The sequence below is a fragment of the Bacillus sp. LNXM65 genome, assembly GCF_002998575.1.
In the GTDB taxonomy this organism is placed as follows: Bacteria; Bacillota; Bacilli; order Bacillales; family Bacillaceae; genus Bacillus.
On sequence record NZ_PVRB01000003.1, the window covers coordinates 43,229 to 68,151 of the forward strand.

A 24,923-nucleotide genomic window follows, 5' to 3' on the forward strand; every position below is an offset into this window, starting at 1 on the left:
TGTAAGGGAGGGAAATTGATGAAAAAAAGCGGATTAATGATGCTGTTTGCAGTGATGCTTCTTGTTCTTGCGGCTTGTGGAGGAAATTCAAGCAGCAGTGACAAAGAAGGCAGCAAAAGTGCTTCAACTGTGAGCAGTGGTGAGGAAATTTATCAGCAAAACTGTATTGGCTGTCATGGGAAAGACCTATCTGGTGGAGGCGGACCAAGCCTGAAAGAAGTAGGGAAGAAATATAATGAAAGCCAAATCGCAGATATTGCACAGAATGGTAAAGGCTCTATGCCAAGCGGAATGGTAGATGAGAAGCAAGCAAAAGAAGTGGCAAAATGGCTTGCAGAGAAAAAATAAAACCTTTGTCTAATCGACAAGGTTTTTTTGTTTTTATATGTAGAAAAAGACTTTTGAATAGTATGAAAACGTATTATATTAAATTTTATTAAAAAAATAAGGGTAAAAAGACATGTTTATCGGTTTTAATTGTTCTTTTTACCTTTTAACTATAAGTTTTGAAATATAAATGTAATACCATTGCGTCGATTCATGACGTATAATTGGAGTTGTTGAAATTTAGACGATTCATTTTTTTCATCTTTTTGGATGAAAAGGACATAAATTGCTTGTACGTATCGAAGGGTATGTGCGTGACCATACATAACGTTTTTTGACGATAAGTGTCAAAACATCATGATAAGCTGTTAGTCAGCAATAAGAAAAGATTAGGTGATTACATGATTGAAATGAAGGAAGTCTACAAGATCTATCCTAACGGTGTAAAGGCGATCAATGGAATCAATGTCTCTATCCACCCAGGAGAGTTTGTGTATGTTGTTGGTCCCAGTGGTGCTGGTAAATCCACTTTCATCAAAATGATGTATCGTGAAGAGAAGCCAACCAAAGGGAAAATCTTAATTAATAGCAGAGATTTAGCCTCAATTAAGGAAAAAGAAATTCCTTACGTAAGAAGAGAAATTGGCGTAGTATTCCAAGATTTCAAACTACTTCCAACCCTCACGGTGTTTGAGAATGTGGCATTTGCTCTTGAAGTCATTGGGGAACAGCCTCATATCATTAAGAAAAAAGTGCTGGATGTACTTGATTTGGTACAGCTCAAGCACAAAGCACGACAATTTCCTGACCAGCTGTCTGGCGGTGAACAGCAGCGTGTATCTATCGCTCGCTCGATCGTGAATAGTCCTGAGGTTGTCATTGCAGATGAGCCGACAGGAAACCTTGATCCAGACACATCTCTGGAAATCATGAAGACACTTGAAGAGATTAATAACCGCGGAACAACAGTCGTCATGGCGACACACAACAAAGAAATTGTAAACAGCATGAAGAAACGTGTCATCGCAATCGAAGATGGAATGATTGTGCGTGACGAAGCAAGAGGGGAGTACGGCATTTATGATTAAAACTCTCTCGCGGCATTTACGTGAGAGCTTCCGTTCACTTGGAAGAAACACGTGGATGACATTTGCATCAATTAGTGCGGTCACTGTCACATTGATTTTAGTTGGGGTTTTTCTTGTGATTATGCTCAACTTGAATAACATGGCATCGAACGCTGAAAAAGAAGTAGAAGTAAAAGTGTTAATCGAATTAACGGCGAATCAAAAGCAGCAGGATGAATTAAAAGCAGAAATTGAGAAGATTCCTGAAATCAGTGATGTGAAGTACTCATCAAAAGATGACGAACTAAAAGCGCTGATTAAAAGCTTTGGTGAAAATGGACAATCCATGGGACTTGTTGATCAAGAAAACCCATTAAACGATGCGTTTATTGTGAAAACATCTGATCCACACGATACACCAAAAGTAGCGAAGAAATTAGAAAACTTAAAGGGTACGTATAAAGTAACCTATGGAAAAGAAGAAGTCAGCCGACTCTTTAATGTGGTCGGAGTGGCGCGAAATGTAGGTATTGCGCTCATTATTGGGCTTTTATTTACAGCCATGTTCTTGATCTCTAATACGATCAAAATTACGATTTTTGCTAGACGTAAAGAAATCGAGATTATGAAACTCGTAGGTGCAACGAACTGGTTTATCCGCTGGCCATTCTTTATTGAAGGATTACTGCTTGGTGTATTTGGTTCTATTATACCAATAGCTCTATTGCTTGGCACATATCAATATGCAGTGGGCTGGGTGGCACCGAGAGTACAAGGCTCATTTATTTCCATGCTTCCATATAACCCGTTTGTCTATCAAGTTTCACTGGTCCTTCTATTGATCGGTGCAATCATTGGTGTATGGGGAAGCTTGACGTCCATCCGTAAATTCTTAAAAGTATAAATCTATTTTTGATGGCAGCACTCGAGAATTTGATAGAAGGTGTGACCGGTTGAACCGATTCATCCGGTCGACTCTTTATGCAGGCAGTTGTCATAGGAGGGGAATATCGTTTTGAAAAGAAAGCTGATGATGGCTGGAATGGCAGCATTTATTGGAACAACGTGGCTATACATTCCAGGGAACGAGAATCGTGCATTCGCATACGAAGACCTAGATCAAAAACGTCAACAAATCGAAGAGAAAACATCAAAGACTGAATCCACTTTGAAGAAAAAGAAATCAGAGCTGGCTAAGCTTGAAAAGAAAGAATCCAAGCTCAAAAAAGAAATTGAAAAGATTGACCACAAGGTAAGTGCTGCAACTGAAAAAGTCGCTGAAAAAGAAAAAGAAGTCAAACAAACGAAGCAAGAGATCAAGAAACTAAAAAAAGACATTCAAGTCATCAATGATCGAATTGAAAAAAGAAAAGCTATATTCAAAGATCGAATTCGTTCGATGCAAAAAAGCGGCGGTACGATCAACTATTTAGATGTGCTGCTGGGTGCTCGCAGCTTTAGTGATTTTGTCGGTCGTGTTGGAGCTGTCACAACCATTGTCGAAGCAGACAAAGACATGATTACAGAACATGAAAATGATTTAAAGCTGGTGGAGCAAAAAGAAGCAGAGCTAAATAATCAGCTAAATGGACTTGAAACATCTCTGAAAGAGCTAGAAGAGTTGAAAAAGGATTTGTCTAAACAGCAAAAAGAAAAAGAGAAAATCTTAGGGGATGTAACAGATAAAAAGAACCATGCCCATGATGAATTAGGCAAACTTGAAAATGAACAAGAAATTCTAGCGAACCAAAAAGCGGCTGTGAAGTCTGAGGAAGCACGCCGCCAAAAGGAAGAAGCGAAGAGAGCAGAACAAGCAGCTGCTGAAAAAAGTGCACCTGCACCTCAAAGCGGCGGCTCGGATCAAGTATCTGATACACCAGCAAGCAGCTCCGGCTTTATTAAACCAGCTGCTGGCCGATTCTCATCTGGCTTTGGCGGACGTTCAGGCGGACAGCACTACGGTTTAGATATTGCAGCAAAAGGCACAGTATCTGTCGTCGCAGCTGCAGCTGGAACAGTCACGAACTCAAGCTACTCATCGAGCTACGGGAATGTGATATTCATTACGCATAATATCAATGGACAGACCTATCAAACGGTATATGCCCACCTGTCTACAAGAAGTGTGTCCACAGGGCAGAGAGTCGAGCAAGGACAATTCCTTGGATATATGGGGAATACAGGCCAATCACATGGTCAGCATCTCCACTTTGAAATTCATAAAGGATTATGGAATGGCGCTAAATCAAATGCAGTCAATCCAGCGCAATATATCCGCTAATCAAAAAGGCCGATAACATCATGTTATCGGCCTTTTTGATTCTAAATGAAATTAAAATAACAGCAGTAAACCGGCAATAATAGGTGTTAACAGTACAGCCGATTTCAATAAGAGCTTCGGTGCAAGGCGTGTGAATTTTGCGCCAATAAATGCCCCTAATACTGTTCCGATTAAAATTTGAATCAGCAAGATAAAATCAACATAGCCCTCTGTAATATATCCAATTCCACCACCGATGGAAATCGGAATAATGACAAGCATTGTCGTGCCAACTGCCTGTCGAATGGAAAGTCTCAGTAAAATCAAAAGTCCTACTTGAATAAATGGTGCAGACCCGATACCAAACATACCTGACAGCAATCCGGATACAAGTCCTAAAATAATACCCCTTATGAGCAGCTGACGTGAAGAAAGCGGCTGATGCTCAGTGTCTTCCTTAAGAACAAATAATTTGATCATCATAAACACAGCGGATAAAAAGAGCATTCCAGCTGTTAAATAGTGCAGACTTTCTTCTGGAATAAAAGGAGCAACCTTAGCTCCTGCAAAAGAAGCAACACAAGCCAAAGCTCCGACAATCAAACCAGATTTCAGCTGAATATTCCCTTCCCGGTAGTGGCTGTATGCACCTGATAACGTCGTAAATGCCATTGCGGCTAAAGACGTCCCGAGTGCGGTATGGATAGGGATATCAAAAATTAACGTAAGCAATGCGATGACAAAACCAGCCCCGCCTGCTCCTACAAATCCTAATAAAATTCCTAATAAAAGCATCGTCAATATAATATACATAGCGAAGACTCCTTCTCGATCATAACAAAATAAAAATTACACCTAATGAAATGATTAGTCAAGCCTTCGCGGGAGAATGTCTTTACATGAAATCCCTTCTTCTGGCATATAATAACTCAGGTCATCAGGAAGAGTTGAAGAAGGAGGCCAAATATGAAAAAACAAATCGCATCTATTATGGCAAGTGTCGTTCTATTAATAAGTGCAGGGGTGATGACGCATAAAGAGGGAACTCATGCGGAGTCACCGCAAGCAGCTGTTGCAATGGCTGGACAAGCTCAATCAAGTGATAAGGCGAAAGAGAATGGGATGGAGAAAATCGAGAAAGCCTATGACCTGATATCGAATGAATATGTAGAGGAAGTGGATCGCCAAAAGCTGCTTGAAGGCGCCATTCAAGGAATGCTTTCAACTTTAAATGATCCGTATTCAGTATACATGGACAAGCAAACCGCCAAGCAATTTTCTGATTCGCTTGATTCTTCTTTTGAGGGAATTGGGGCAGAAGTGGGAATGGATGAAGGAAAAATCATTATCGTCTCTGCCTTTAAAAAATCCCCTGCGGCAAAAGCAGGTCTAAAGCCGAAAGATGAAATCATCAGCATTGATGGTGAGCCGATGAAAGAAAAAAGCTTAAACGATGCTGTACTGAAAATCAGAGGAAAAAAAGGAACATCTGTCGCTCTGAAAATCAGACGAAATGGGATTGAAAAAGAGTTAACATTCCATATCAAACGAGAAGAAATTCCGCTTGAAACCGTGATTTCTTCTGTGAAAGAGGTAAATGGTCATAAAACGGGCTATATCGCGATCTCTAGCTTTTCTGAAGATACTGCGAAGGATTTCACGTCAAGCCTGAAACAACTCGAGAAAAAGGGCATAGAAGGTCTTGTGCTGGATGTGAGAGGGAACCCTGGCGGCTATCTGCAAAGTGTAGAAGACATTTTGAAGCATTTTATTACGAAGGATCAGCCTTATATTCAAATTGCAGAACGGAACGGCGACAGGAAACGGTATTTTTCAAAACGGAAAGAACAGAAGCCTTATCCAGTCAATGTCTTAATCGATAAAGGCAGTGCATCCGCTTCTGAAATACTTGCTGGTGCTATGAAAGAAGCCGGAAAATATGAAGTCGTCGGTGATGTCTCCTTTGGGAAAGGTACTGTGCAGCAGGCGGTTCCAATGGGTGACGGCAGTAACATTAAATTAACGCTTTATAAATGGCTCACGCCAAAAGGGAATTGGATTCACAAAAAAGGTGTCGTACCGACAATTGCGATTCATCAGCCAGATTACTTTACCGTAGGCCCACTTCAACTGAAAGAACCGCTTCAGCTGGATATGAACAATGAAGAAGTGAGACAAGCACAGACGCTGTTAAAGGGATTGTCATTCGACCCCGGCAGAGTAGACGGCTACTTTGATGAAGAAACGAAAAAGGCAGTTCTAGCCTTCCAAAGCACATACAATCTCGATAAATCAGGTGTGATTGATCTGAAGACAGCGAAAATGATGAACAAAATGGTGGATGAAGTGAAATCCTATGAGAAAAATGATCTTCAACTGCAGACTGCACTAAAAGCACTATATCTTAAAAAATAAAGAGGCGAATAAATGCCTCTTTTTTTTGGTTCATAAGTGTCACGAACATGTAATAGTTTATTCTTAAAAATAAATTATATCGAGAAATATATTCATTTATTTTACAAAAAACATAACATTCCTTCGATTTTACCCGATAACATATTTATATAAGAGACTTTCTGTTGATTTAAACATGTCATGAAAATGAAACTTTTGAAAGTTGTATGTTACATAAATAATTCTTACAATATAAAGTAGCACTCATTTTAAATATTTTATTTTTTGCGGATATTCAGCTTGAGCATTAAGCTGTACCGAGGTTTGCGCTTTTCTTAAAAGAACTAGTAAATGGGGGTACACAATTGAAAAGGGCAAGTATTGTGAGAGAGAAAAAATATTACGAGTTGGTAGAGGAGCTTAAGAGTCGTACGAAAGATGTGACGTTTTCCGCTACAAAGGCATTAAGTCTGCTCATGCTGTTAAGCAGGTACTTGGTCAATTACACAACGGTAGAATCAGTCGACGAAATCGATGAAGACTGTGCTGAGATATACTTCAATTATTTAATGGATAATCATAAGAGACTTGGTATAAACTTAACCGACATCAAGAGGTCGATGCAGCTGCTCGGCGGCATACTAGATGTAGATGTCAATCACTACTTAAAAGATTTTTCACTGTCGAATGTCACACTATGGATGAATCAGGAGAAATAAACCTGGTGTCAAGCATCGATTTATTTGATAGAATAAGAGAAAATGCTTGACTTGGGCGGTGAACGATAATGAGCTCGGAGTGGATGGGAGCTGGATTAAAAGCGGTCGGTCTGTTTTTAATCCACCCTCTTTTTTATTTCATGATATTAATCAGCCTGTTACATGGCTACATCCGCGTAAAGCGGGAGAGAAAAGCGTTTCAAACAAGAATAGAAGATGTATACGATGAACTTAAATTTACATATTCAAAGGGATGGATTCTAGGGATTTGCCTATCCGTCATTTCAGTAGGCTTAGGGATTTCCCTCCCGCCTGGATTCATCGTGCTGATTGCAGCGATGACCATCGTTTGCTCTTTATTCTTTAAGGCGAGTGCGCTTTCGTCTGCATACACACTCGGTTTCAGTTTTATTGCGGTACTTGGACTAATGTATGTCCAAGTGAGCCATTCTTGGCTGCCGCAGCTCTCAATGATGAATGCATCAGCCGTTGTTATTTTGCTAGGTCTTTTATTAATGACCGAGGGGATTCTAGCCTATCGAACGGCGCATTTACGAACATCGCCTGCAATGGTGATGAGTGCGAGAGGACTTTTGATTGGCCAGCAGCGGGCAAACCGCCTGTGGCTTTTACCGCTTGTTTTGCTGATGCCGGCAGGTGAATTTACTTCTTCTCTGCCATGGTGGCCGGTGCTTCAAGTACACGATCAAAGCTTTTCATTTATTTTGATTCCATACATCATCGGTTTCGGGCAGCGGATTCAAGGATCACTGCCAATTGTGAGCATTCAAATTACGGCACGGCGTATTCTCATGCTTGGACTCGCTGTTGCTTTACTAGGTGCTGCAAGTATTTGGTTTGAGCCGATTGCATGGGGAGCTGTATTGATAGCGATTGTCGGAAGAGCTTTCCTCTCATGGAAACAGAGAGTCAATGACAATGCGGCTCCATTCTACTTCTCTAAGCGTAATCAAGGGCTGATGGTGCTGGGAATCATTCCGAATACACCTGCAGCTGATTTAAAGCTTGAGATCGGAGAAGTCATTACAAAGGTGAATGGAATTGAAGTCAAAACCGTTTCGGAATTTTACGAAGCCCTTCAAACCAATCGTGCTCTGACAAAGCTTGAGATCATTGGCTTGAATGGTCAGACAAGGTTTGAGAAACGCGCTTCTTACGAAGGGGAGCATCATCAGCTTGGCATCCTGTTTGTGAAGGATGATCCACAGCAAGAATCAACGGCGATTTCATCATAAAAAAAAGCTGCTAGAGATGGCAGCTTTTTTCTTTTGGACGAGCTTCTTTTCCATAGGATTCGCCCCATTCACGCATAGCGAAGATGATGGGTTTTAAAGTATCTCCAAGAGAAGTGAGTGAATATTCGACACGAGGAGGGACCTCCTCATAGACTTTTCTGTGAACAACGCCGTCTTGTTCTAGCTCGCGCAATTGCAGCGTGAGAACACGCTGAGAAATTCTTGGCAGAAGCCGGCGTAATTCGTTGTATCGTTTTGGACCGCAAGTCAAATGATAAAGGATCACTCCTTTCCATTTTCCTCCTATTACACTCGTTGTGGTTGAAACGGGACAGCCATGATTGACAATACTGACTGGATTGGATGGTGCACTCATCTTTACACTCCTTTCTAAGACGAAATGGGTGATAAACGAACATGATTGTACCTAACGAACAAAAATGTGCGTACTTGAATCAATGGAAGCTTTTCTTTTACCATAGAGATATCACATCACACATTCGGGCTGTTTGTTTTATTATCATAACAATTTCTATATGGGAATGGAAAGAAATTGGATTGATGAAACTTCTCACCCTAATCGTTCACTAGAAAGGATGAATACCATGCGAGACAAAGAGCAATTAAAAAAAGAAATCATTGAGGCGTATGAATTCCGTCATGCGACAAAAGAGTTTGACCCGACGAAAAAGATTCCAGAAGATGACTTTGCGTTCATTTTAGAAACAGGAAGACTTTCCCCAAGCTCTGTCGGATTTGAGCCTTGGAAATTTCTCGTCGTTCAAAATGAAGCATTTAGAGAGAAATTAAAAGAATATACATGGGGTGCGCAAAAGCAGCTTCCAACTGCCAGCCATTTTGTGATCATTTTGGCAAGAACAGACGCCCGGTATGATTCAGCATATGCAGAATACATCAACAAGGAAATCAAGGGAATGACAGACGAAACGTTTGAAATGGTAAAAGAACGCTACAAAGAATTCCAAGAGAATGATCTTCATTTGATGGAAAATGACCGTACGCTCTTCGATTGGGCTTCCAAACAAACGTATATTGCCCTTGGAAATATGATGACAGCCGCGGCACAAATCGGCATTGATTCATGCCCTGTTGAGGGATTCAGCTACGATGAGATTCATCGTATTCTTAAGGAAGAAGAATTACTTGAAGATGGTCAGTACGACATCTCTGTCATGGCAGCCTTTGGGTATCGAGTCATTGAGCCAAAGCGCGGCAAAACGCGTCGTCCGATGGATGAAGTAGCCGTTTGGATTCGTTAAAAGAAAATGTCTGAAAAAGGCTGTTGACAATTGCGTGGTTAGTCAGTATATTTAAAAAATAAAATCTTTGATAAATAGACAAATTGACTATAAAACGCTTTGACTTGAGAATAGTAAATGAATATCCGTTTTCTAAGAGAGCTGCGGGGTGGTGCAACGCAGTAAAACGAATCATTGAACTCGCTCAAGGAGCGGCAAGACTGAATGAATAGTAAGTCTTTACGTGTGACCTCCGTTATCGGGTTTCAAGTTGGATTCAGCTATGTCTGAATCAATAAGAGTGGTAACGCGGTTGCAAGGTCAGTCGTCTCTTCAAGGAGATGACTGGCCTTTTTATATGCTTTTATCTTATATTTGTCTGAAGATTCAAATTTAAAGGAGCTATAGAAAATGGAAAAGGAACATGTGCAGTTAAAACGAACAATGACGTCAAGGCATATCATGATGCTCGCACTTGGCGGTGCCATCGGTGCTGGTCTGTTTAAAGGAAGCAGTTCTGCCATTGATATCGCGGGCCCTGCTGTCATTTTGGCATATATGATTGGTGGTCTTATTTTATTATTTATTATGCAAGGACTTGCCGAAATGACGGTTGCACGACCTGGCGCTAGAACATTTCGTGATTTAATTGAACCTGTGTTAGGCAAATACCCCGCCTATTTCTTAGACTGGATCTATTGGAAAATGTGGGTGCTGAACATTGCAGCAGAAGCGATCGTGTCTGCAATCTTTATTCAGTACTGGTTCCCGCAAGTACCAATATGGACACTTGTGTTAATCATTTCACTTGTTGTGACATTGATCAATGTTTGTTCAGTCAAAATGTTTGCTGAGACAGAATACTGGTTAGCCTCTATAAAAATTGCTGTCATTCTTTTATTTATTATCATTGGGTTAACGATGCTGTTTGTCTCATTCGGACAGCATGCAGCACCGGGATTATCCAACTTAACCGACCACGGGGGATTTTTCCCGAATGGAACGGGCGGCTTAATTGCGGCAATGCTGGTGGTCGTGTATTCATATGGGGGAACTGAAATGATTGGGGTCACATTAGCAGAAACAAAAAACCCTGAAAAAGTCATCCCAAAGGCCATTCAAAGTACATTTGTACGAATCATCGGTTTTTATGTACTTCCGTTCTTCATCATCGTCAGCTTGATTCCTTGGAATCAAGTAAACAATGAGCAAGTGAGTCCATTCGTCACGGTGTTTGCAACGATTGGTGTGCCATATGCAAGTGATATCATGAACGGGATTATTTTACTAGCGATCTTGTCTTCTATGAACTCTGGTCTGTATGCTTCTTCAAGGGTACTATTTACACAGGCGATGGATGGCCGTGTATGGAAAGGTTTTTCTAAGCTGTCGAAACAGCAGGTGCCAGTCAGAGCAATTCTAGTATGTACATCTACTTTGTATGCAGCCGTATTAATCTCTCTTTTTGTAGGAAGTCAAACCTTTAATTATTTAATGGGATCTTTAAGCTACACAGTCTTATTCATCTGGTTTATTATTGCTGTCGGGCATCTAAAGTCTCGAAGCGTAACAGCACCAGGAGGATATCGCGTCAAGCTGTATCCTTTCACGACATGGTTTTCTGTCATTGCGATCATTGCCATTTTTATTGGCGTAGTATCAACAACTCCGATCGTTCAAACCTTGGTCACAATGGGTATCTATCTCATCATCACTCTTTCTTTCTTCATCAATAGAAAGCGGTTTGAAACAGCTGTTTAATTTAAAAGCGTGCAGGACTTTTGAAGAAGGTCTGGCACGCTTTTTTAATGTAGTTTTATTGTTTGAACTGAAGCAATCGACTCTCCTTTTGAAAGGAATTGATGCATAAAAGTAGATGATCAAAAAGGGGCTGAAAATAGCTGTTCGAATTTAGACGACTGATGCACATATATGGATCAAGCGAATGACCCTACCTATAAAATCTAATTTGTTATGTCATAGGCAGGTCTTCATCGATCGGAGTATTTGGCAGCTGAATGATGGCTGTCGTACTGCATCCTGGCTCAGATTGAACATCGAACGTGCCATGATGTTTTTTCATGATTTGATAGACAATGGCTAGTCCAAGACCGGAGCCGCCATCTTTTCTCGTACGTGCCTTATTTACTCGGTAAAATCGCTCAGAAACATGTGGAAGGTCTTCTTTTGGAATGCCGTTGCCCTCATCTGTCACTCTCAATTCAGCCATATGCTGGTGAACTAGTAATTCAATCGAGATCGATTTTCCAGAGGGAGTGTAATGAATGGCATTGTCCAGTAAATTACGAACCACTTGTTGCAGCCGATCGCTATCGCCATACACAATACAATCCTCATCAAGTGTTCGTTTCAGATAAATGCCTTTTTGATTAGCGATAAATGCCATTTGATCAAGAACGTCATGAATCAGCTGTGCAAAGACAATTGGCTCCATCGTTAGTGGATAAGAATCACCTTCTAGCTGCGCAAGGTCTAAAAGATCGTGCACAAGCCGGCTTAAACGTGCGGCCTCATCCTGGATGATGTGCATTCCTTTTTTTTGATCAATGATCCCTTCTTCAATTCCTTCAGCATATCCTTTCATATAACTTAGCGGAGTCCGAAGTTCGTGAGAGACATTCGCAAGAAATTCCCTGCGGTGCTGCTCAACTTTTTCAAGGGTAGAAGACAGTTTGTTAAAGGAGCGGCTCAGCTGGTTTAACTCATCTCCGTTTTTGGTCACAGCCATACGTTTTGAAAAATCACCAGATTCCATTTCCATAGCAATTTCTTTCATTTGATTAATTGTCCGCACGACTTTATTGGAGCTTTTATATCCGATAAAGAAAATCAGGAGCAGGATCAATAAAATGGATATGCCAAGTGTCAATCTGATTTGGACAAAGGGTTCATACACATCCGATAAGGGCATGGATAGAAAAATTGTCCCCGATAGCTCATCTTTGCTTGAGAAAACAGGGATAGCGATGCCAAGAATATCTTGATGAAACTGTGAGTGTTCTCTAATCAGCACGACGGTTTCCCCTTGAAGGAGCTTTTGGCGTTCCTTGAACGTAATGAGATTATCATTTGTGTTCGTATCAAAAGGAAGACCACTTGAAAGCTCCATTGGGTCATCTGTAAAAATAATGTTCGCCTGACTTGAGTCGTTTGCCCATTTTATTCTATCGGTAAAATACGTATCTTTCCCGTGTTTATGATAGATTTGTGCCAACTTTTTACCTTGTAAACTTAAGGAATCGATCTGTTTATCAATATATAAGTGCTGGTATAAGTAATAGGTAAGGGCAAGAGCTGAGGCAGCAACGATTCCGGTCACTACAAGGATTAAGAAGAGCACTTTCTTTTTAATCGATAAAGGCTTCATTCTTCCTCCTCAAACTTATAGCCGACACCCCAAACGGTTTTAATATGCCGTTCCGCTCCCTTTAATTTCAGTCGTAGCGTTTTGATATGTGTATCGACTGTTCGTAAAGAGCCGCTCGTGGAATGTGATTCCCACAATTTTTGATATAGCTGTTCTCGTGAAAACACTTGGCCTTGATTGAGTAAAAGAAACATGAGTAAATCGAATTCTCTTCTAGTTAAATTAATGGGCTCCTGATGGATATAGACTTGTCTGCCATCCTGATCAATCTCCATGTCACCAATCTGTATTCGGCTGCGCTTTAGCGAAAGACCTCTAATTCGTCTCAAGGTTGTTTCAATTCTTGCTGCAAGCTCACGTAGACTGAAAGGCTTCATGATGTAGTCATCCGCACCAATTTCTAGACCTCTAATTCGATCCTCCTCATAACTTCTAGCTGTTAAGAATAAAATGGGGATTTGAGATGTTTGCCGAATACGCTGACAGACTTCAAATCCATCCATATCAGGCATCATGATATCCAGTACAACAAGGTCAACGGGTTCCTTTTCAAGCTGACGTAAGGCATCCATTCCATTATTAGCTGTGATGATGTGAAAGCCTTGTCTCTTTAAAAAGGATCCGATTAACTCAAGCATATCGAACTCATCGTCTACGATTAAAATATTCATTTGTTCTTTCATTTCTTTTCCTCCAACACGATAGCATAAGGTCCTGATGGGACATTCAGTCGATTTTTCATCATGAATGTATGTTTATCAATAATTGATACTGAATTGTCATCTAAGTTACTCACATATATTGATGTGGTATCAGCGGTGATATAATTCGGGTTTTGACCAGTTTCAACAGAAGCAAGCTGCTTATTTGTCTCTGTATCTACTTTGTATAGCGTATGATCTCCATGACAAAGTACATATAAAGTAGAAGAATTTTTCTCTGAAAAGAATGCAACGGGCATAACGCCTAGTTTCATTTCTCGCTGCTTTTTACCTGTTTTTGGGTCGTAAGAAAAAATGCTTTTATTTAAGGTACCTTGTTTACCGTGTCCACCGACCCAAATGGACTTTCCATCAAAATGAATACCAGAAGGCCGTTCAAGTACAGAGAACGTACGTATATGTTTTTGCTTCTCAATATCTATGACGGAGACAGTATGACTTTCTGCATTTAAAACAAATAAAGTACCTGAAGAAGAAAGTGTCATAGAAGAAGGTAACTTTCCGGTCTTCACAGTTGCTTTTATTTTTTTACGCTGCGTATCAATAAAATAAATGACATTTTTCTGTGTATCCGCTGCAATTAAGGTGTGAGAAGCTGCATCATATGTAAGAGAAGTCAGCCCTTTATTCACATCCATATAATCTGTTGCTGTACCTTTTTTTAAATTAATTTCGATAAGCGATTCTCCTTCTTTACTTGTTGCAATGATGACGTCTTTGTTGATTTGGATAAGGTCAGTGAGCGGATGTTTTAAATCAACGGAAGAGATCATTTTATTCTTTTGTAAATCAACTATTGAAAAGGAAGCTTTTTTTAATTGAGAGATGACCGCGATCGATTGAGAGCTGCCAGGTGGATTAAATTGCTGGTCTTTGCCACAGCCTGACAGGAATAATATTAGAGCTGATAAACAGATCAAAACATATTTTGCACGTTCCATTCTTCCGCTCCTTTGCGTCCTATATTTTCAAAAAGCATACCACAAAAATTGTGAAAAAAAATCGAAGTTATCAGTACTGGAAGAGATGAAAAACAGCTTTTAGGTGGGTGAACGGGGACAATTTCGATCGAAAGTTCCTTTTTTGTCTAGTCATATGGCTTTTTTTCATCTTTAAAAAAGGATTTTCAATATTTGATTACTGTACCCGCTCTAGCTTACAGTGATACAAATGATGAAAACTCCCCCGCTCTAAATCAACATAGAGCGCAGGGAGTCATTAGGCGGAATGCCCCGATGATGGAGAGGTGGAACTTGTTTTGACGCGTTGAGATAAAAGGAAACCAAGGATTCCTGCGCCCATTAATACAATAAATAAAGATTGGAAACCACTCATGATACCAATCAATGTCGATGAAATGATACTGCCAAAATATCGAAAGGTAGAGAAAATACCAGATGCCGAACCAGATAAGCTTTGATCAACAGCAGTTAAAGAAGCCATCTGCATACTGGTCATACCAATCCCTGATGAAATTCCACCTGCGATTAGTGTCACGATTAGCAGTGGTAAGGAGGGGTACTGACTCAGTGTAATTAACATGATGCCTGATAAAGTGAGGCAGAGAAATGAAAAGCGAATCATTTTTTTCGCGCCTTTTTTCGGATGAAGTCTAGCCCCTAGCAAACCGCTAAGAGACATACAAAGCGAAAATACCGATAGAATCATACCGCCTTGTGTATGAGAAAGGGCAAGTTGTTGTTCCATAAACAGCGGCATAATAAGAAGGATGGCGTACATGACAAAATTACTTAGCATGATCGACAGATTCGCATTTGTAAATGAACTGTTTTTAAATAGGGACAAATCGATGATCGGATTCTTTACTTTCCGTACATGTTTAAAGAATAAAGGAATCACAATCAATGCTAAAATGCCATAAATTAAATATTCATTTAGTAACTGGCTTTTTGTGCATAGAATGATTGTGGCAATTCCGATGGTTAAATACAATGAACCGATGATATCTACCCTTGCTTGTAAGCGTGTATGCTTTATGTTTGGAATGAGTAAAACACCGGTGACAAGTGTAAGAAACAGAAATGGGATATTCACTAAGAATATGGAATGCCAGTCAAAACTCTGAATGAGAATCGATCCAATAAAAGGTCCAAGTGCGGCACCAATACCAGCACCAAATCCAAAGTAACCCATTGTTTTAGACAGTTTTTCGGGTGATACTGTTGCACGAATCAATGCAATGCTATTCGGTGTTAAAATAGCCCCGCCAGCTGCTTGAATGGATCGAAAGATGATGAGAAATGCTAGATTAGGTGCTAAAGCACAGCCAATCGAGCCGATTAAAAAGAGTGTTACTCCGGTTAAATACATGCGGCGGTGTCCGTATATATCTCCTAACTTACCAGCGATAGGCTGAGTGACCGCCATGACAATAAGATAAATCGTGACAACCCAAGTAATGTTTGAAATGGATTGATCATAATAAGTTGATATGGATGATAGAGCGACTGCGATCATCGTTGAGTTGACCGGAACTAGTATAGCTCCAAGTAACAAAGAATAGATGATCAAGCTCTCTTTTTGTAACCTCAATGTGTATACCACCTTTTGTAAAAAAGAAGAATTCCACCCTTTAAGCGGGAGAAATTCCTCTCATGAAAATGTGTGTGTATGTCTCAATAAAATCATCTTTTTGTGTTAAAACGAGTTGAAAGTCTTGCTCTAGCTGCTGAATAAAAAAACCGAAATACGTACTAATGAAAATGTCTGCATAAATGTCTTCTTTTCCTTTTAAGACATGATGCTGAGCACTCATCTTTTTGAAATATTGTATCAGCATTTCCCTTAGTTCTTGAGGATAAATTTTTTCATGACTGGTCAAATCTTTAAACATAGCCGGTTCTCGCATGCTGATATAAATAAATTCTTTTTTTGAAGTTAAATCTTCAAGGAAATAGGAACCGAGAAACTTTAAATCGGTGTATAAATCGCCTTTAAATTCTGCTTCTAAGGTTTTCGTCGGTGTTGATTTCATTTTCATAATGGCAGCAATGACGCCGCGTTTGTTTTTAAAGTTGCGAAAAATAGTCGCTTCACTGACATTCGCTTTTGTGGCTATTTCTTTGGTTGTGGTTTTTTGATAGCCCTTTTCAGTTAATAAATCCATTGTTGCGCGAATGATTCGTTGATTTGTAGATTTTAACAAGCATACTCACCTCAGGTTATGAATGTGTTTGCAACAAAGTAAGTATACCGATAAAACCTATGACCGCCAATATGACCCAAAACGATAAAGTTAGACACGTGCATGCTGTTTTAATATCTGAATGCGTCCATTGCTACCATCTACTGTCACAAGGTCACCGGATTGAAGTGTTTCAGTCGCTATTCGGGTACCTAGGACAGCTGGCATCATATACTCTCTAGCGATAATAGCTGAATGAGACAAAATGCCTCCAGCATCGGTTATGACTGCTTTTGCATCTCTAAATAAGCTCGTCCATAAAGGTGTGGTTGTTTTGCAAACTAAAATATCATCCTTTTGAAATTGTGAGAATTCCTCAGCACATGTAATGACTTTTACTCTTCCAGAAACAATACCGCTAGATGCGCCAATTCCATAGATCATATCGTTTGTGTTATTTTCATTTTCTCTTAATGAACCGAGCATTTTTTCCACTTGCTGCAATTCAGCTTCAGTTGGGGTGCCCATATAAGCTGGTGGTTGAATGTCTTCATTTTCTTTCATTTCGATTTTTCTTTGTGCAATGACCGTATCGAATGTTGTAGACGTTGTGAGCGCTGTGTGTACCTCCTCATCGTAGAGATACCATAGATCTTCTTGATGAGGAATCGCTCCTTTTTGTACAAGAAGTTCGCCAATTTTTAATAGATATACTCTGGCTTTAGCATCTAACATGGCATCAATGTAGAAGTGATGATCATCACGGATATTAGCGGCCTGTAGGGCAAATTGATAAAGTGTCTCAAATTTTGTTTTAAACGCTTCATCCTTCACTTGGCTCATAAAATGTTCATATGTCTCTTGTCTTTTGATGACGGCTTGTGCAAATTCTTCACCAAAATCACATTGGTATTGAATGTTGTTTCTGATGATATCTAGTATAAACTCAGGGTTTTCCACCCATGTTTCTTCCGTAAGGTCATGACTTTTAACAGATCGCCAGCCATAGACTTGAAGAAACTCCTCTAATTCCAAAATGAAGTGTCTGCCTTTTTCCGAGTGATTGAGTGCATCAAGCAGCTCTGGGTTCTTTTCATGCTTCATAAATGCTTGATGAAGTTCAGGATCTTGAAGGACACTCTTTGCAAAATCAGAAAGCTTCTTGTCTGTTTCAAGAGATTTGTTCATCACGCCTATCAACATCTCATGCAGCAGGACCACTTGTGTTTGATCACCAGTATATGTCACAAGCATGTCTTCGATCATAGCCGATAGAATAACTTGTGGTATGACAATATCAAAATGATCATCGTAGGCTTGTATATAAAAAGCCTTTAATTCTTCGAAGCCGATGATGGCTTCTTCAATGGTCATAGGTTCCTTCATTTGGTGATCGAGTTTTTCGTAAAAGGGAAAGAAATTTTTCTCTAAAATCTCATACATACGTTCACTTAAATGCGGAAATAACTCAAATATGCGCTCATCAAAAACTGGAGCAGCTTCTGCACTCGCTTCAGGCAGTGACGGTGCTGAGTACAGGTGGCCTCTATAAAGCTTGATATTTTTAATATTCAGATCAGGTACTTGATATTTTTCACCATTTTTCTTCATTCCGCTTTTTAATGCTGGGATGATCAGACTTGAAAAGAGAGGACTCGTTGGCCCAGGCATATGATCGTCCATTGAGATCCAGAAATCCTGCAGCTCATCTGGCTGCATTTGAAAAGAAGTACCCGCTGTTTCATCTGCTGCTTTTGAGAGGGCTGCGGTAATCGGCCTGGCTTGAAGTAAATAAAATGTGCCATTTGCTATTCCAAATTCGATATCGACGCTATGTCCATAAAGTGCTTCTACTTGTTTGGTGATTTGCGTGATTTCTACTAATTCGTCATCATTCAGGCAATATTGCCCAGCCATTTCCTCCGTTACTGACTGTTCAATGACACCTTCTTGATAAGGAATAATTTGCAGCTCTTTCGTTCCAAGTGATTTTTCAATAGAAAGTGTCTCTTTGTCTACAATAAATGTGTCTGGTGTCACAAGCCCGGAGACGATTGCTTCTCCTAGTCCGTAGCTTGCTGTCAGCATCATTTCATTTGTTTTTCCTGATACGGGATTCTCACTAAAGATGACTCCGGAGACGTCAGAATGGATCAATCCTTGAACGACAACAGCCATGAGCGGCATCTCTTCCTCGTTTTCATCCATCTCTTCCTTATATTCTGTCACTCTCGCTGCAAAATAAGAAGACCAGCATTCTTTGACAGCCTGTAAGAATTCTTCATTTGTTTTGATATTTAAATAGGTCTCGTACTGTCCTGCAAATGAGGCGCCTTCGAGATCTTCAGCAACAGAAGAGGATCGAACTGCAACTGAGGGATAAGTCTTCCGCAATGATTGAAAGGACGAAAGGAGTTCTGCTTCCATTTGAGAAGGAAACGATGCTTCTTTGATTTTGTTAGCAAGGTTTTGTTCAGTTGGATGCAGGTTGTGATATGAAAGAAAGCTTGAAAAGCTGTTGGTTTTGATAATAAATCCATCTGGGACTGGCAGTCCGTGATTGTTTAATTTAATTAAATTCAGGCCTTTTGCCCCTGTGAGTGCTGCGGATTCTTCAGCCGCATGAAATAAAACTGAATACATGGGAATGCCCCCTTATCCAAATAGCCAATGGTTTGTATGTCTCTCTATAGTTTTTAAAATGATAGTGCGCACTATCATTTTAATCATAGGATGTATTGGATGTTACTGTCAAAGACGGAAAGACCTATCTTTACAAAGGGGACATTCTCACTAATTTCCTTCTATATCTATAACAAAAGTCTCCGAACAGAAAGAAAAATAGGTGAAATTGAAAACTGTGAATTGTTCAATATGCCAATCTTTACTATAATCAAGGAAGTAGACCAAGAAGAGGGAGGGTTTTTGTGATTACAAAAGCCATATTTGCACTTGTTTTTCCTTTCCTGCTCGTTATTTTATTTTCAAAGGTTACTTATAATCATTATGTGGGCATTGCATTAACAGCAGCGCTTTTATTTGCCTCGTACATGAAGGGCTATACAGAAACCTACTTTATTGTGGGATTAGATATAATTTCTTTAGTAGCTGGGGCATTATATATGGCTAAAAAAGAAATTGAAAAAAGAGAAAAGGCTGAAAAACATCATTGATGTCATCATTAAGAGCGTGATAGGCCGAAAGGTGACGTTTTTTAAGCTGTGCTTACGAATTCTAGTGAGTGCAGCTTTCTTTTTGTGCTCTTTTTCTGCTCATCGAATATCTCTCACCAAAATGTTCCATACTGAAAGGAAGGTTTTCGTAAGAGGGTTATTTGCCATTGAAGAGAGGGTATGACTGTATTGGAAATAAAAATCAAGCAAGAGCCGAACTTTAGTTCGTATTTTTGTGTTCTTTTATGATAATATATTCATTAGATAGATTTCGTAACGAAACGGAGGCTTTGATGTGAGTGACCGCTTTGAATTAGTTTCTAACTATCAGCCCCAAGGAGATCAGCCGAAGGCGATTGAAAAGCTTGTTGAGGGGATCCATCAGGGGAAACAGCATCAAACGCTGTTAGGTGCTACAGGTACGGGAAAGACCTTTACTGTATCCAACCTGATCAAAGAAGTGAACAAACCGACACTTGTCATTGCGCATAACAAGACACTTGCCGGTCAGCTATACAGCGAGTTCAAGGAATTCTTTCCGAATAATGCTGTCGAATATTTTGTGAGTTACTATGATTATTACCAGCCAGAGGCGTATGTGCCTCAGACTGATACATTTATTGAAAAGGATGCCAGCATCAATGATGAGATTGATAAGCTGAGACACTCCGCTACGTCCTCGTTATTTGAGCGGAGAGATGTCATCATCATTGCCAGTGTGTCCTGTATTTATGGCTTAGGTTCGCCAGAGGAATACCGAGAGCTTGTGCTGTCTTTACGTACTGAAATGGAGATTGAACGCAATCAGCTTCTTCGTAAGCTGGTGGACATTCAGTATTCTCGTAATGATATAGATTTTCAGCGCGGAACCTTCAGAGTACGAGGAGACGTCGTTGAAATTTTTCCTGCTTCACGTGATGAGCATTGTATCAGAGTGGAGTTTTTCGGTGATGAAATTGAACGTATTCGTGAAGTGGATGCACTGACTGGAGAAATACTCGGTGATCGTGAACATGTGGCTATTTTCCCAGCATCTCACTTCGTCACAAGAGAAGAAAAAATGGAAAAAGCAATTATTAATATTGAACAAGAGCTTGAGGAGCAGCTCGAAAAGCTTCGAGATAATGGAAAATTGCTAGAAGCGCAGCGCCTTGAGCAGCGGACAAGATATGACCTTGAGATGATGAGAGAAATGGGCTTTTGTTCAGGAATCGAGAACTACTCAAGGCATCTGACCTTGCGCCCTCCTGGTTCAACACCTTACACATTGCTTGATTATTTCCCAGATGATTTTATGATTGTTGTCGATGAGTCACACGTGACGATCCCGCAAATCCGCGCGATGTACAACGGGGACCAAGCAAGAAAGCAAGTGTTGGTTGATCACGGATTCCGTCTGCCTTCAGCACTTGATAACAGACCGCTCACCTTTGATGAGTTTGAAAAGCATATCAACCATATTGTGCATGTATCTGCCACTCCTGGTCCTTATGAGCTTGAGAAAACTCCAGAGGTTGTGGAACAAATTATTCGTCCAACAGGTTTACTTGATCCAATCATTGAAGTGCGTCCGATTGAAGGTCAAATTGATGACTTAATTGGAGAAATTCATGCGCGGATTGAGAAAAATGAGCGTGTGCTCGTGACTACGCTGACGAAGAAAATGTCTGAGGATCTCACAGATTACTTAAAAGAGATCGGAATCAAGGTCAATTATCTGCATTCAGAAATTAAAACCCTTGAGCGGATTGAGATTATTCGAGATTTACGTCTCGGAAAATATGATGTGCTTGTGGGAATCAACCTTCTTCGTGAAGGACTGGATATTCCAGAGGTGTCGCTCGTGACGATTTTAGATGCGGATAAAGAAGGCTTTTTACGCTCTGAAAGATCCCTCATCCAGACGATTGGCCGTGCAGCGAGAAATTCAGAAGGCCGGGTCATTATGTATGCAGATAAAATGACCAAATCAATGGATATTGCGATTCAAGAAACGAAGCGCAGACGAGAGCAGCAAGAGGCGTATAATGAGAAATTTGGGATTACTCCGCAAACCATCCATAAGAAAATCAGAGATGCCATTAAGGCAACAAAGATACATGAGGAATCGGAAGAATATGAAACAAATGCAGCACCAAAGCTGTCAAAAATGAGCAAAAAAGAACGAGAAAAAGTGATCGAAAAGGTCGAGATGGAAATGAAAGATGCAGCAAAAGCGCTTGATTTTGAAAAAGCAGCAGAATTAAGAGATCTATTGCTAGAGCTAAAAGCGGAAGGATGATTGCCTGATGGCTATGGAACGAATAGAGGTGAAAGGTGCTAGAGCCCACAACCTTAAAAATATTGATGTGAATATCCCGCGTGACCAGCTAGTGGTCATCACGGGTTTATCTGGTTCAGGAAAATCGTCTCTTGCCTTTGATACCATTTATGCAGAGGGTCAGCGCAGGTACGTTGAATCTCTTTCAGCGTATGCGCGCCAATTTCTTGGTCAAATGGATAAACCGGATGTAGATGCCATTGAAGGTCTTTCTCCGGCGATTAGTATTGACCAGAAGACGACGAGCCGGAACCCTAGATCAACGGTTGGAACCGTTACTGAAATCTATGATTATTTACGTCTCTTGTATGCTCGAGTCGGGAAACCTATTTGTCCGATACATGGAATTGAAATTACGTCCCAAACGATTGAGCAGATGACAGATCGTATTTTAGAATATCCAGAAAGAACGAAATTGCAAGTGCTTGCTCCGGTTGTATCTGGCCGCAAAGGAACACATGTCAAAGTACTTGATCAAATTCGAAAGCAGGGCTATGTTCGAGTAAGAGTCGACGGAGAGATGGAAGATCTGTCAGAAGAGATCGAGCTTGAAAAGAACAAGAAGCATTCCATTGAAGTCGTGATTGACCGAATCGTGGTGAAGGAAGGCGTTGCGGCTCGGCTGTCTGACTCCCTTGAAACGGCGCTGCGACTAGGTGAAGGCCGTGTGATGATTGACGTGATTGGACAAGAAGAGCTGTTATTCAGTGAACATCATGCTTGTCCGCACTGCGGATTCTCTATTGGTGAGCTTGAGCCGAGAATGTTTTCATTTAATAGTCCTTTCGGTGCCTGCCCGAGCTGTGATGGGCTTGGCTCTAAACTAGAAGTTGACCCTGAGCTCGTCATTCCTAATAAGGATTTGACGTTACGACAGCATGCTATTGCCCCATGGGAGCCGCAAAGCTCACAATACTATCCTCAGCTTCTTGAGGCAGTATGTACACATTACGGCATCGACATGGACATTCCAGTGAAGGATATACCGTCGCATTTATTCGATAAAATTTTATATGGCAGCGGCTCTGAACGGATTTATTTTAAATATGAAAATGATTTTGGTCAGGTACGTGAAAATGAAATTGAATTTGAAGGCGTTCTTCGTAACATTGAGAGACGCTATAAGGAAACCAGCTCTGATTATATTCGTGAGCAAATGGAAAAATATATGGCCAATCAGCCATGTCCGACATGTAAAGGATATCGTCTGAAAAAAGAAACGCTTGCGGTTCTGATCAATGGCAAACATATCGGAGAAATCACTGATTTGTCTGTCTCTGATGCCCTTGATTTATATGGTGAAATCGAGTTGTCTGAGAAAGATTTGCAGATTGCCCAGCTCATTTTACGTGAAATCAAAGAACGATTGTCTTTCTTAAATAATGTGGGATTAGATTACCTCACATTGAGCCGGTCAGCGGGCACACTATCCGGCGGAGAGGCGCAGCGGATTCGTCTGGCGACTCAAATCGGGTCAAGGCTGACAGGTGTTCTTTATATATTAGATGAACCATCCATTGGTCTGCATCAGCGTGACAATGACCGGTTGATCGGGACATTGAAAAACATGCGTGACATCGGGAACACCCTCATTGTCGTAGAGCATGATGAGGATACGATGCTGGCCGCTGATTATTTGATTGATATTGGACCTGGAGCAGGTGTTCATGGAGGGGAAGTGATTTCAGCTGGGACGCCGGAAGAAGTCATGAAGGACAAGAAATCTTTAACAGGACAATATTTATCGGGTGAGAAATTTATTCCGCTGCCGATCGAAAGAAGAAAGCCTGACGGCCGCTACATTGAGATCAAAGGTGCAAAAGAAAACAACCTGAAAAACGTCAATGCGAAGTTTCCTCTAGGCGTCTTTACAGCTGTGACCGGTGTGTCCGGCTCAGGGAAAAGTACGCTTGTGAATGAAATTCTATTAAAATCACTTGCGCAAAAACTGCACAGAGCGAAGGCGAAGCCAGGACAGCACAAAGAGATCAAAGGAATGGATCACTTAGATAAGGTGATTGATATTGATCAATCTCCAATCGGCCGTACGCCGAGATCCAATCCAGCTACGTATACAGGCGTATTTGATGATGTGCGGGATGTGTTTGCACAAACCAATGAAGCAAAGGTACGAGGCTATAAAAAAGGCAGATTCAGCTTTAACGTCAAAGGCGGACGCTGTGAGGCGTGTCGTGGAGATGGCATTATTAAAATCGAAATGCACTTTTTACCTGATGTGTATGTGCCTTGTGAGGTGTGCCACGGGAAACGTTATAACCGCGAGACACTTGAGGTCACATATAAAGGGAAAAACATTGCCGATGTCCTTGAAATGACTGTGGAGGACGCACTCCAATTTTTCGAGAATATCCCGAAAATTAAGCGGAAACTTCAAACGATTTTTGATGTTGGGCTAGGATACATTACACTTGGACAGCCTGCGACGACATTGTCCGGGGGAGAGGCGCAGCGTGTGAAATTAGCATCTGAGCTTCACCGCCGTTCAAACGGAAGGTCTCTTTATATTTTAGACGAGCCGACAACAGGTCTGCATGTGGATGATATTGCCCGTTTATTAAAAGTGCTTCAGCGTTTGGTCGAAAACGGAGATACGGTGCTAGTGATTGAGCATAACCTTGATATTATCAAGGCTGCTGATTACCTCGTTGATCTCGGACCAGAGGGCGGTGCAGGCGGCGGAACGATCATTGCCTCTGGGACTCCTGAGCAGATTGCAAAAGAAGAAGCTTCTTACACTGGTCAATACTTGAAGCCTATTTTAGAACGTGACCGTGAACGAATGAAACAGTTGGTCAAAGAAACAGAAAGTGTAACGTCATCATAAAAAAACCCTCGTTAAGAGGGGTTTAAGATTGTTGACAAAGGGCTAAAA

At 40.7% G+C, this 24,923-nt stretch carries 20 protein-coding genes and 1 other annotated feature; of the genes, 12 read left to right on the top strand and 8 right to left on the bottom strand.

Annotated elements, in window-relative coordinates; translation table 11 throughout:
- The first annotated feature begins 18 nt into the window (after positions 1-18).
- The 4 genes from cccB (at position 19) to C6Y03_RS06305 (ending at position 3,675) form a co-directional block, all read left to right on the top strand.
- Entirely contained in the window at positions 19-348 is a 330-nt protein-coding gene (gene cccB / locus C6Y03_RS06290; RefSeq protein ID WP_106030555.1) for a cytochrome c551, read from the top strand.
- Positions 349-728: 380 nt separating this feature from the next.
- Entirely contained in the window at positions 729-1,415 is a 687-nt protein-coding gene (gene ftsE / locus C6Y03_RS06295) for a cell division ATP-binding protein FtsE (protein ID WP_034660129.1), read from the top strand.
- Positions 1,408-2,298, top strand: coding sequence for a permease-like cell division protein FtsX (gene ftsX, locus C6Y03_RS06300; protein WP_034660128.1), 891 nt, complete (start codon positions 1,408-1,410; stop codon positions 2,296-2,298). Before ftsE ends, ftsX begins: the two co-directional genes overlap by 8 nt.
- Positions 2,299-2,409: 111 nt before the next feature.
- Positions 2,410-3,675 carry a murein hydrolase activator EnvC family protein gene (locus C6Y03_RS06305; RefSeq protein ID WP_034660127.1) on the top strand — a complete coding sequence of 422 codons (1,266 nt, stop codon included), beginning with the start codon at positions 2,410-2,412 and terminating at the stop codon, positions 3,673-3,675.
- Positions 3,676-3,726: 51 nt separating this feature from the next.
- On the opposite strand, the gene C6Y03_RS06310 is transcribed toward C6Y03_RS06305, so the two are convergent.
- On the bottom strand, positions 3,727-4,467 hold the full coding sequence (locus C6Y03_RS06310; RefSeq protein WP_034660126.1) for a sulfite exporter TauE/SafE family protein: 741 nt from the start codon (positions 4,465-4,467) through the stop codon (positions 3,727-3,729).
- Between the two features lie 153 nt (positions 4,468-4,620).
- On the opposite strand from C6Y03_RS06310, the gene ctpB reads away from it, so the two are divergent.
- The 3 genes from ctpB (at position 4,621) to C6Y03_RS06325 (ending at position 8,023) form a co-directional block, all read left to right on the top strand.
- On the top strand, positions 4,621-6,069 hold the full coding sequence (ctpB, locus tag C6Y03_RS06315; protein ID WP_106039038.1) for a carboxy-terminal processing protease CtpB: 1,449 nt from the start codon (positions 4,621-4,623) through the stop codon (positions 6,067-6,069).
- Between the two features lie 344 nt (positions 6,070-6,413).
- Entirely contained in the window at positions 6,414-6,767 is a 354-nt protein-coding gene (locus C6Y03_RS06320; protein ID WP_007500014.1) for a swarming motility protein SwrAA, read from the top strand.
- Positions 6,768-6,835: 68 nt separating this feature from the next.
- Entirely contained in the window at positions 6,836-8,023 is a 1,188-nt protein-coding gene (locus tag C6Y03_RS06325) for a PDZ domain-containing protein (protein WP_189318314.1), read from the top strand.
- 10 nt (positions 8,024-8,033) lie between these two features.
- Here C6Y03_RS06325 and C6Y03_RS06330 read toward each other — a convergent pair whose 3' ends face one another.
- Positions 8,034-8,399 (bottom strand): winged helix-turn-helix transcriptional regulator, encoded by a 366-nt coding sequence (locus C6Y03_RS06330; RefSeq protein ID WP_034660123.1) that lies wholly within the window; start codon positions 8,397-8,399, stop codon positions 8,034-8,036.
- A 229-nt stretch (positions 8,400-8,628) separates the two neighbouring features.
- On the opposite strand from C6Y03_RS06330, the gene C6Y03_RS06335 reads away from it, so the two are divergent.
- The gene (locus C6Y03_RS06335; protein ID WP_066031689.1) at positions 8,629-9,303 is read left to right on the top strand and encodes an NAD(P)H-dependent oxidoreductase; all 675 of its coding nucleotides are present in this window, start codon (positions 8,629-8,631) and stop codon (positions 9,301-9,303) included.
- 90 nt (positions 9,304-9,393) lie between these two features.
- Positions 9,394-9,618, top strand: a binding site (T-box leader).
- A gap of 75 nt (positions 9,619-9,693) precedes the next feature.
- Positions 9,694-11,043 carry an amino acid permease gene (locus C6Y03_RS06340; RefSeq protein ID WP_066031690.1) on the top strand — a complete coding sequence of 450 codons (1,350 nt, stop codon included), beginning with the start codon at positions 9,694-9,696 and terminating at the stop codon, positions 11,041-11,043.
- 211 nt (positions 11,044-11,254) lie between these two features.
- Here the strand turns inward: C6Y03_RS06340 and C6Y03_RS06345 are convergent, their stop codons facing one another.
- The 6 genes from C6Y03_RS06345 to C6Y03_RS06370 form a co-directional block, all read right to left on the bottom strand.
- Positions 11,255-12,670 (bottom strand): HAMP domain-containing sensor histidine kinase, encoded by a 1,416-nt coding sequence (locus C6Y03_RS06345; protein ID WP_106039040.1) that lies wholly within the window; start codon positions 12,668-12,670, stop codon positions 11,255-11,257.
- Entirely contained in the window at positions 12,667-13,353 is a 687-nt protein-coding gene (locus C6Y03_RS06350) for a response regulator transcription factor (RefSeq protein ID WP_106039041.1), read from the bottom strand. Before C6Y03_RS06350 ends, C6Y03_RS06345 begins: the two co-directional genes overlap by 4 nt.
- Positions 13,350-14,333, bottom strand: a complete 984-nt coding sequence (locus tag C6Y03_RS06355) for a YncE family protein (RefSeq protein WP_106039042.1) — start codon at positions 14,331-14,333, stop codon at positions 13,350-13,352. Before C6Y03_RS06355 ends, C6Y03_RS06350 begins: the two co-directional genes overlap by 4 nt.
- Positions 14,334-14,610: 277 nt before the next feature.
- Positions 14,611-15,945 carry an MFS transporter gene (locus tag C6Y03_RS06360; protein ID WP_106039043.1) on the bottom strand — a complete coding sequence of 445 codons (1,335 nt, stop codon included), beginning with the start codon at positions 15,943-15,945 and terminating at the stop codon, positions 14,611-14,613.
- 40 nt (positions 15,946-15,985) lie between these two features.
- The gene (locus C6Y03_RS06365; RefSeq protein WP_060597371.1) at positions 15,986-16,558 is read right to left on the bottom strand and encodes a TetR/AcrR family transcriptional regulator; all 573 of its coding nucleotides are present in this window, start codon (positions 16,556-16,558) and stop codon (positions 15,986-15,988) included.
- A 90-nt stretch (positions 16,559-16,648) separates the two neighbouring features.
- Positions 16,649-19,180 carry a PEP/pyruvate-binding domain-containing protein gene (locus C6Y03_RS06370; protein WP_106039044.1) on the bottom strand — a complete coding sequence of 844 codons (2,532 nt, stop codon included), beginning with the start codon at positions 19,178-19,180 and terminating at the stop codon, positions 16,649-16,651.
- Positions 19,181-19,464: 284 nt separating this feature from the next.
- Between C6Y03_RS06370 and C6Y03_RS06380 the strand changes: the two genes are divergently transcribed.
- From C6Y03_RS06380 to uvrA, 3 genes are all read left to right on the top strand, one after another.
- Positions 19,465-19,710 (top strand): CsbA family protein, encoded by a 246-nt coding sequence (locus tag C6Y03_RS06380; RefSeq protein WP_012011392.1) that lies wholly within the window; start codon positions 19,465-19,467, stop codon positions 19,708-19,710.
- Between the two features lie 295 nt (positions 19,711-20,005).
- Positions 20,006-21,991, top strand: a complete 1,986-nt coding sequence (gene uvrB, locus C6Y03_RS06385; RefSeq protein ID WP_034660110.1) for an excinuclease ABC subunit UvrB — start codon at positions 20,006-20,008, stop codon at positions 21,989-21,991.
- 7 nt (positions 21,992-21,998) lie between these two features.
- The gene (gene uvrA / locus C6Y03_RS06390) at positions 21,999-24,875 is read left to right on the top strand and encodes an excinuclease ABC subunit UvrA (RefSeq protein WP_060597368.1); all 2,877 of its coding nucleotides are present in this window, start codon (positions 21,999-22,001) and stop codon (positions 24,873-24,875) included.
- Positions 24,876-24,923 lie beyond the last annotated feature (48 nt).

Excerpts from the sequence above, each read along its gene's own strand:
- cccB (WP_106030555.1), top strand. The coding sequence starts at position 19 with ATGAAAAAAAGCGGATTAATGATGCTGTTTGCAGTGATGCTTCTTGTT.
- C6Y03_RS06345 (WP_106039040.1), bottom strand. The coding sequence starts at position 12,670 with ATGAAGCCTTTATCGATTAAAAAGAAAGTGCTCTTCTTAATCCTTGTA.
- C6Y03_RS06370 (WP_106039044.1), bottom strand. The coding sequence starts at position 19,180 with ATGTATTCAGTTTTATTTCATGCGGCTGAAGAATCCGCAGCACTCACA.
- C6Y03_RS06350 (WP_106039041.1), bottom strand. The coding sequence starts at position 13,353 with ATGAAAGAACAAATGAATATTTTAATCGTAGACGATGAGTTCGATATG.
- C6Y03_RS06335 (WP_066031689.1), top strand. The coding sequence starts at position 8,629 with ATGCGAGACAAAGAGCAATTAAAAAAAGAAATCATTGAGGCGTATGAA.
- C6Y03_RS06310 (WP_034660126.1), bottom strand. The coding sequence starts at position 4,467 with ATGTATATTATATTGACGATGCTTTTATTAGGAATTTTATTAGGATTT.
- ftsE (WP_034660129.1), top strand. The coding sequence starts at position 729 with ATGATTGAAATGAAGGAAGTCTACAAGATCTATCCTAACGGTGTAAAG.
- C6Y03_RS06325 (WP_189318314.1), top strand. The coding sequence starts at position 6,836 with ATGAGCTCGGAGTGGATGGGAGCTGGATTAAAAGCGGTCGGTCTGTTT.
- C6Y03_RS06330 (WP_034660123.1), bottom strand. The coding sequence starts at position 8,399 with ATGAGTGCACCATCCAATCCAGTCAGTATTGTCAATCATGGCTGTCCC.
- C6Y03_RS06340 (WP_066031690.1), top strand. The coding sequence starts at position 9,694 with ATGGAAAAGGAACATGTGCAGTTAAAACGAACAATGACGTCAAGGCAT.
- uvrA (WP_060597368.1), top strand. The coding sequence starts at position 21,999 with ATGGCTATGGAACGAATAGAGGTGAAAGGTGCTAGAGCCCACAACCTT.
- ftsX (WP_034660128.1), top strand. The coding sequence starts at position 1,408 with ATGATTAAAACTCTCTCGCGGCATTTACGTGAGAGCTTCCGTTCACTT.
- ctpB (WP_106039038.1), top strand. The coding sequence starts at position 4,621 with ATGAAAAAACAAATCGCATCTATTATGGCAAGTGTCGTTCTATTAATA.
- C6Y03_RS06355 (WP_106039042.1), bottom strand. The coding sequence starts at position 14,333 with ATGGAACGTGCAAAATATGTTTTGATCTGTTTATCAGCTCTAATATTA.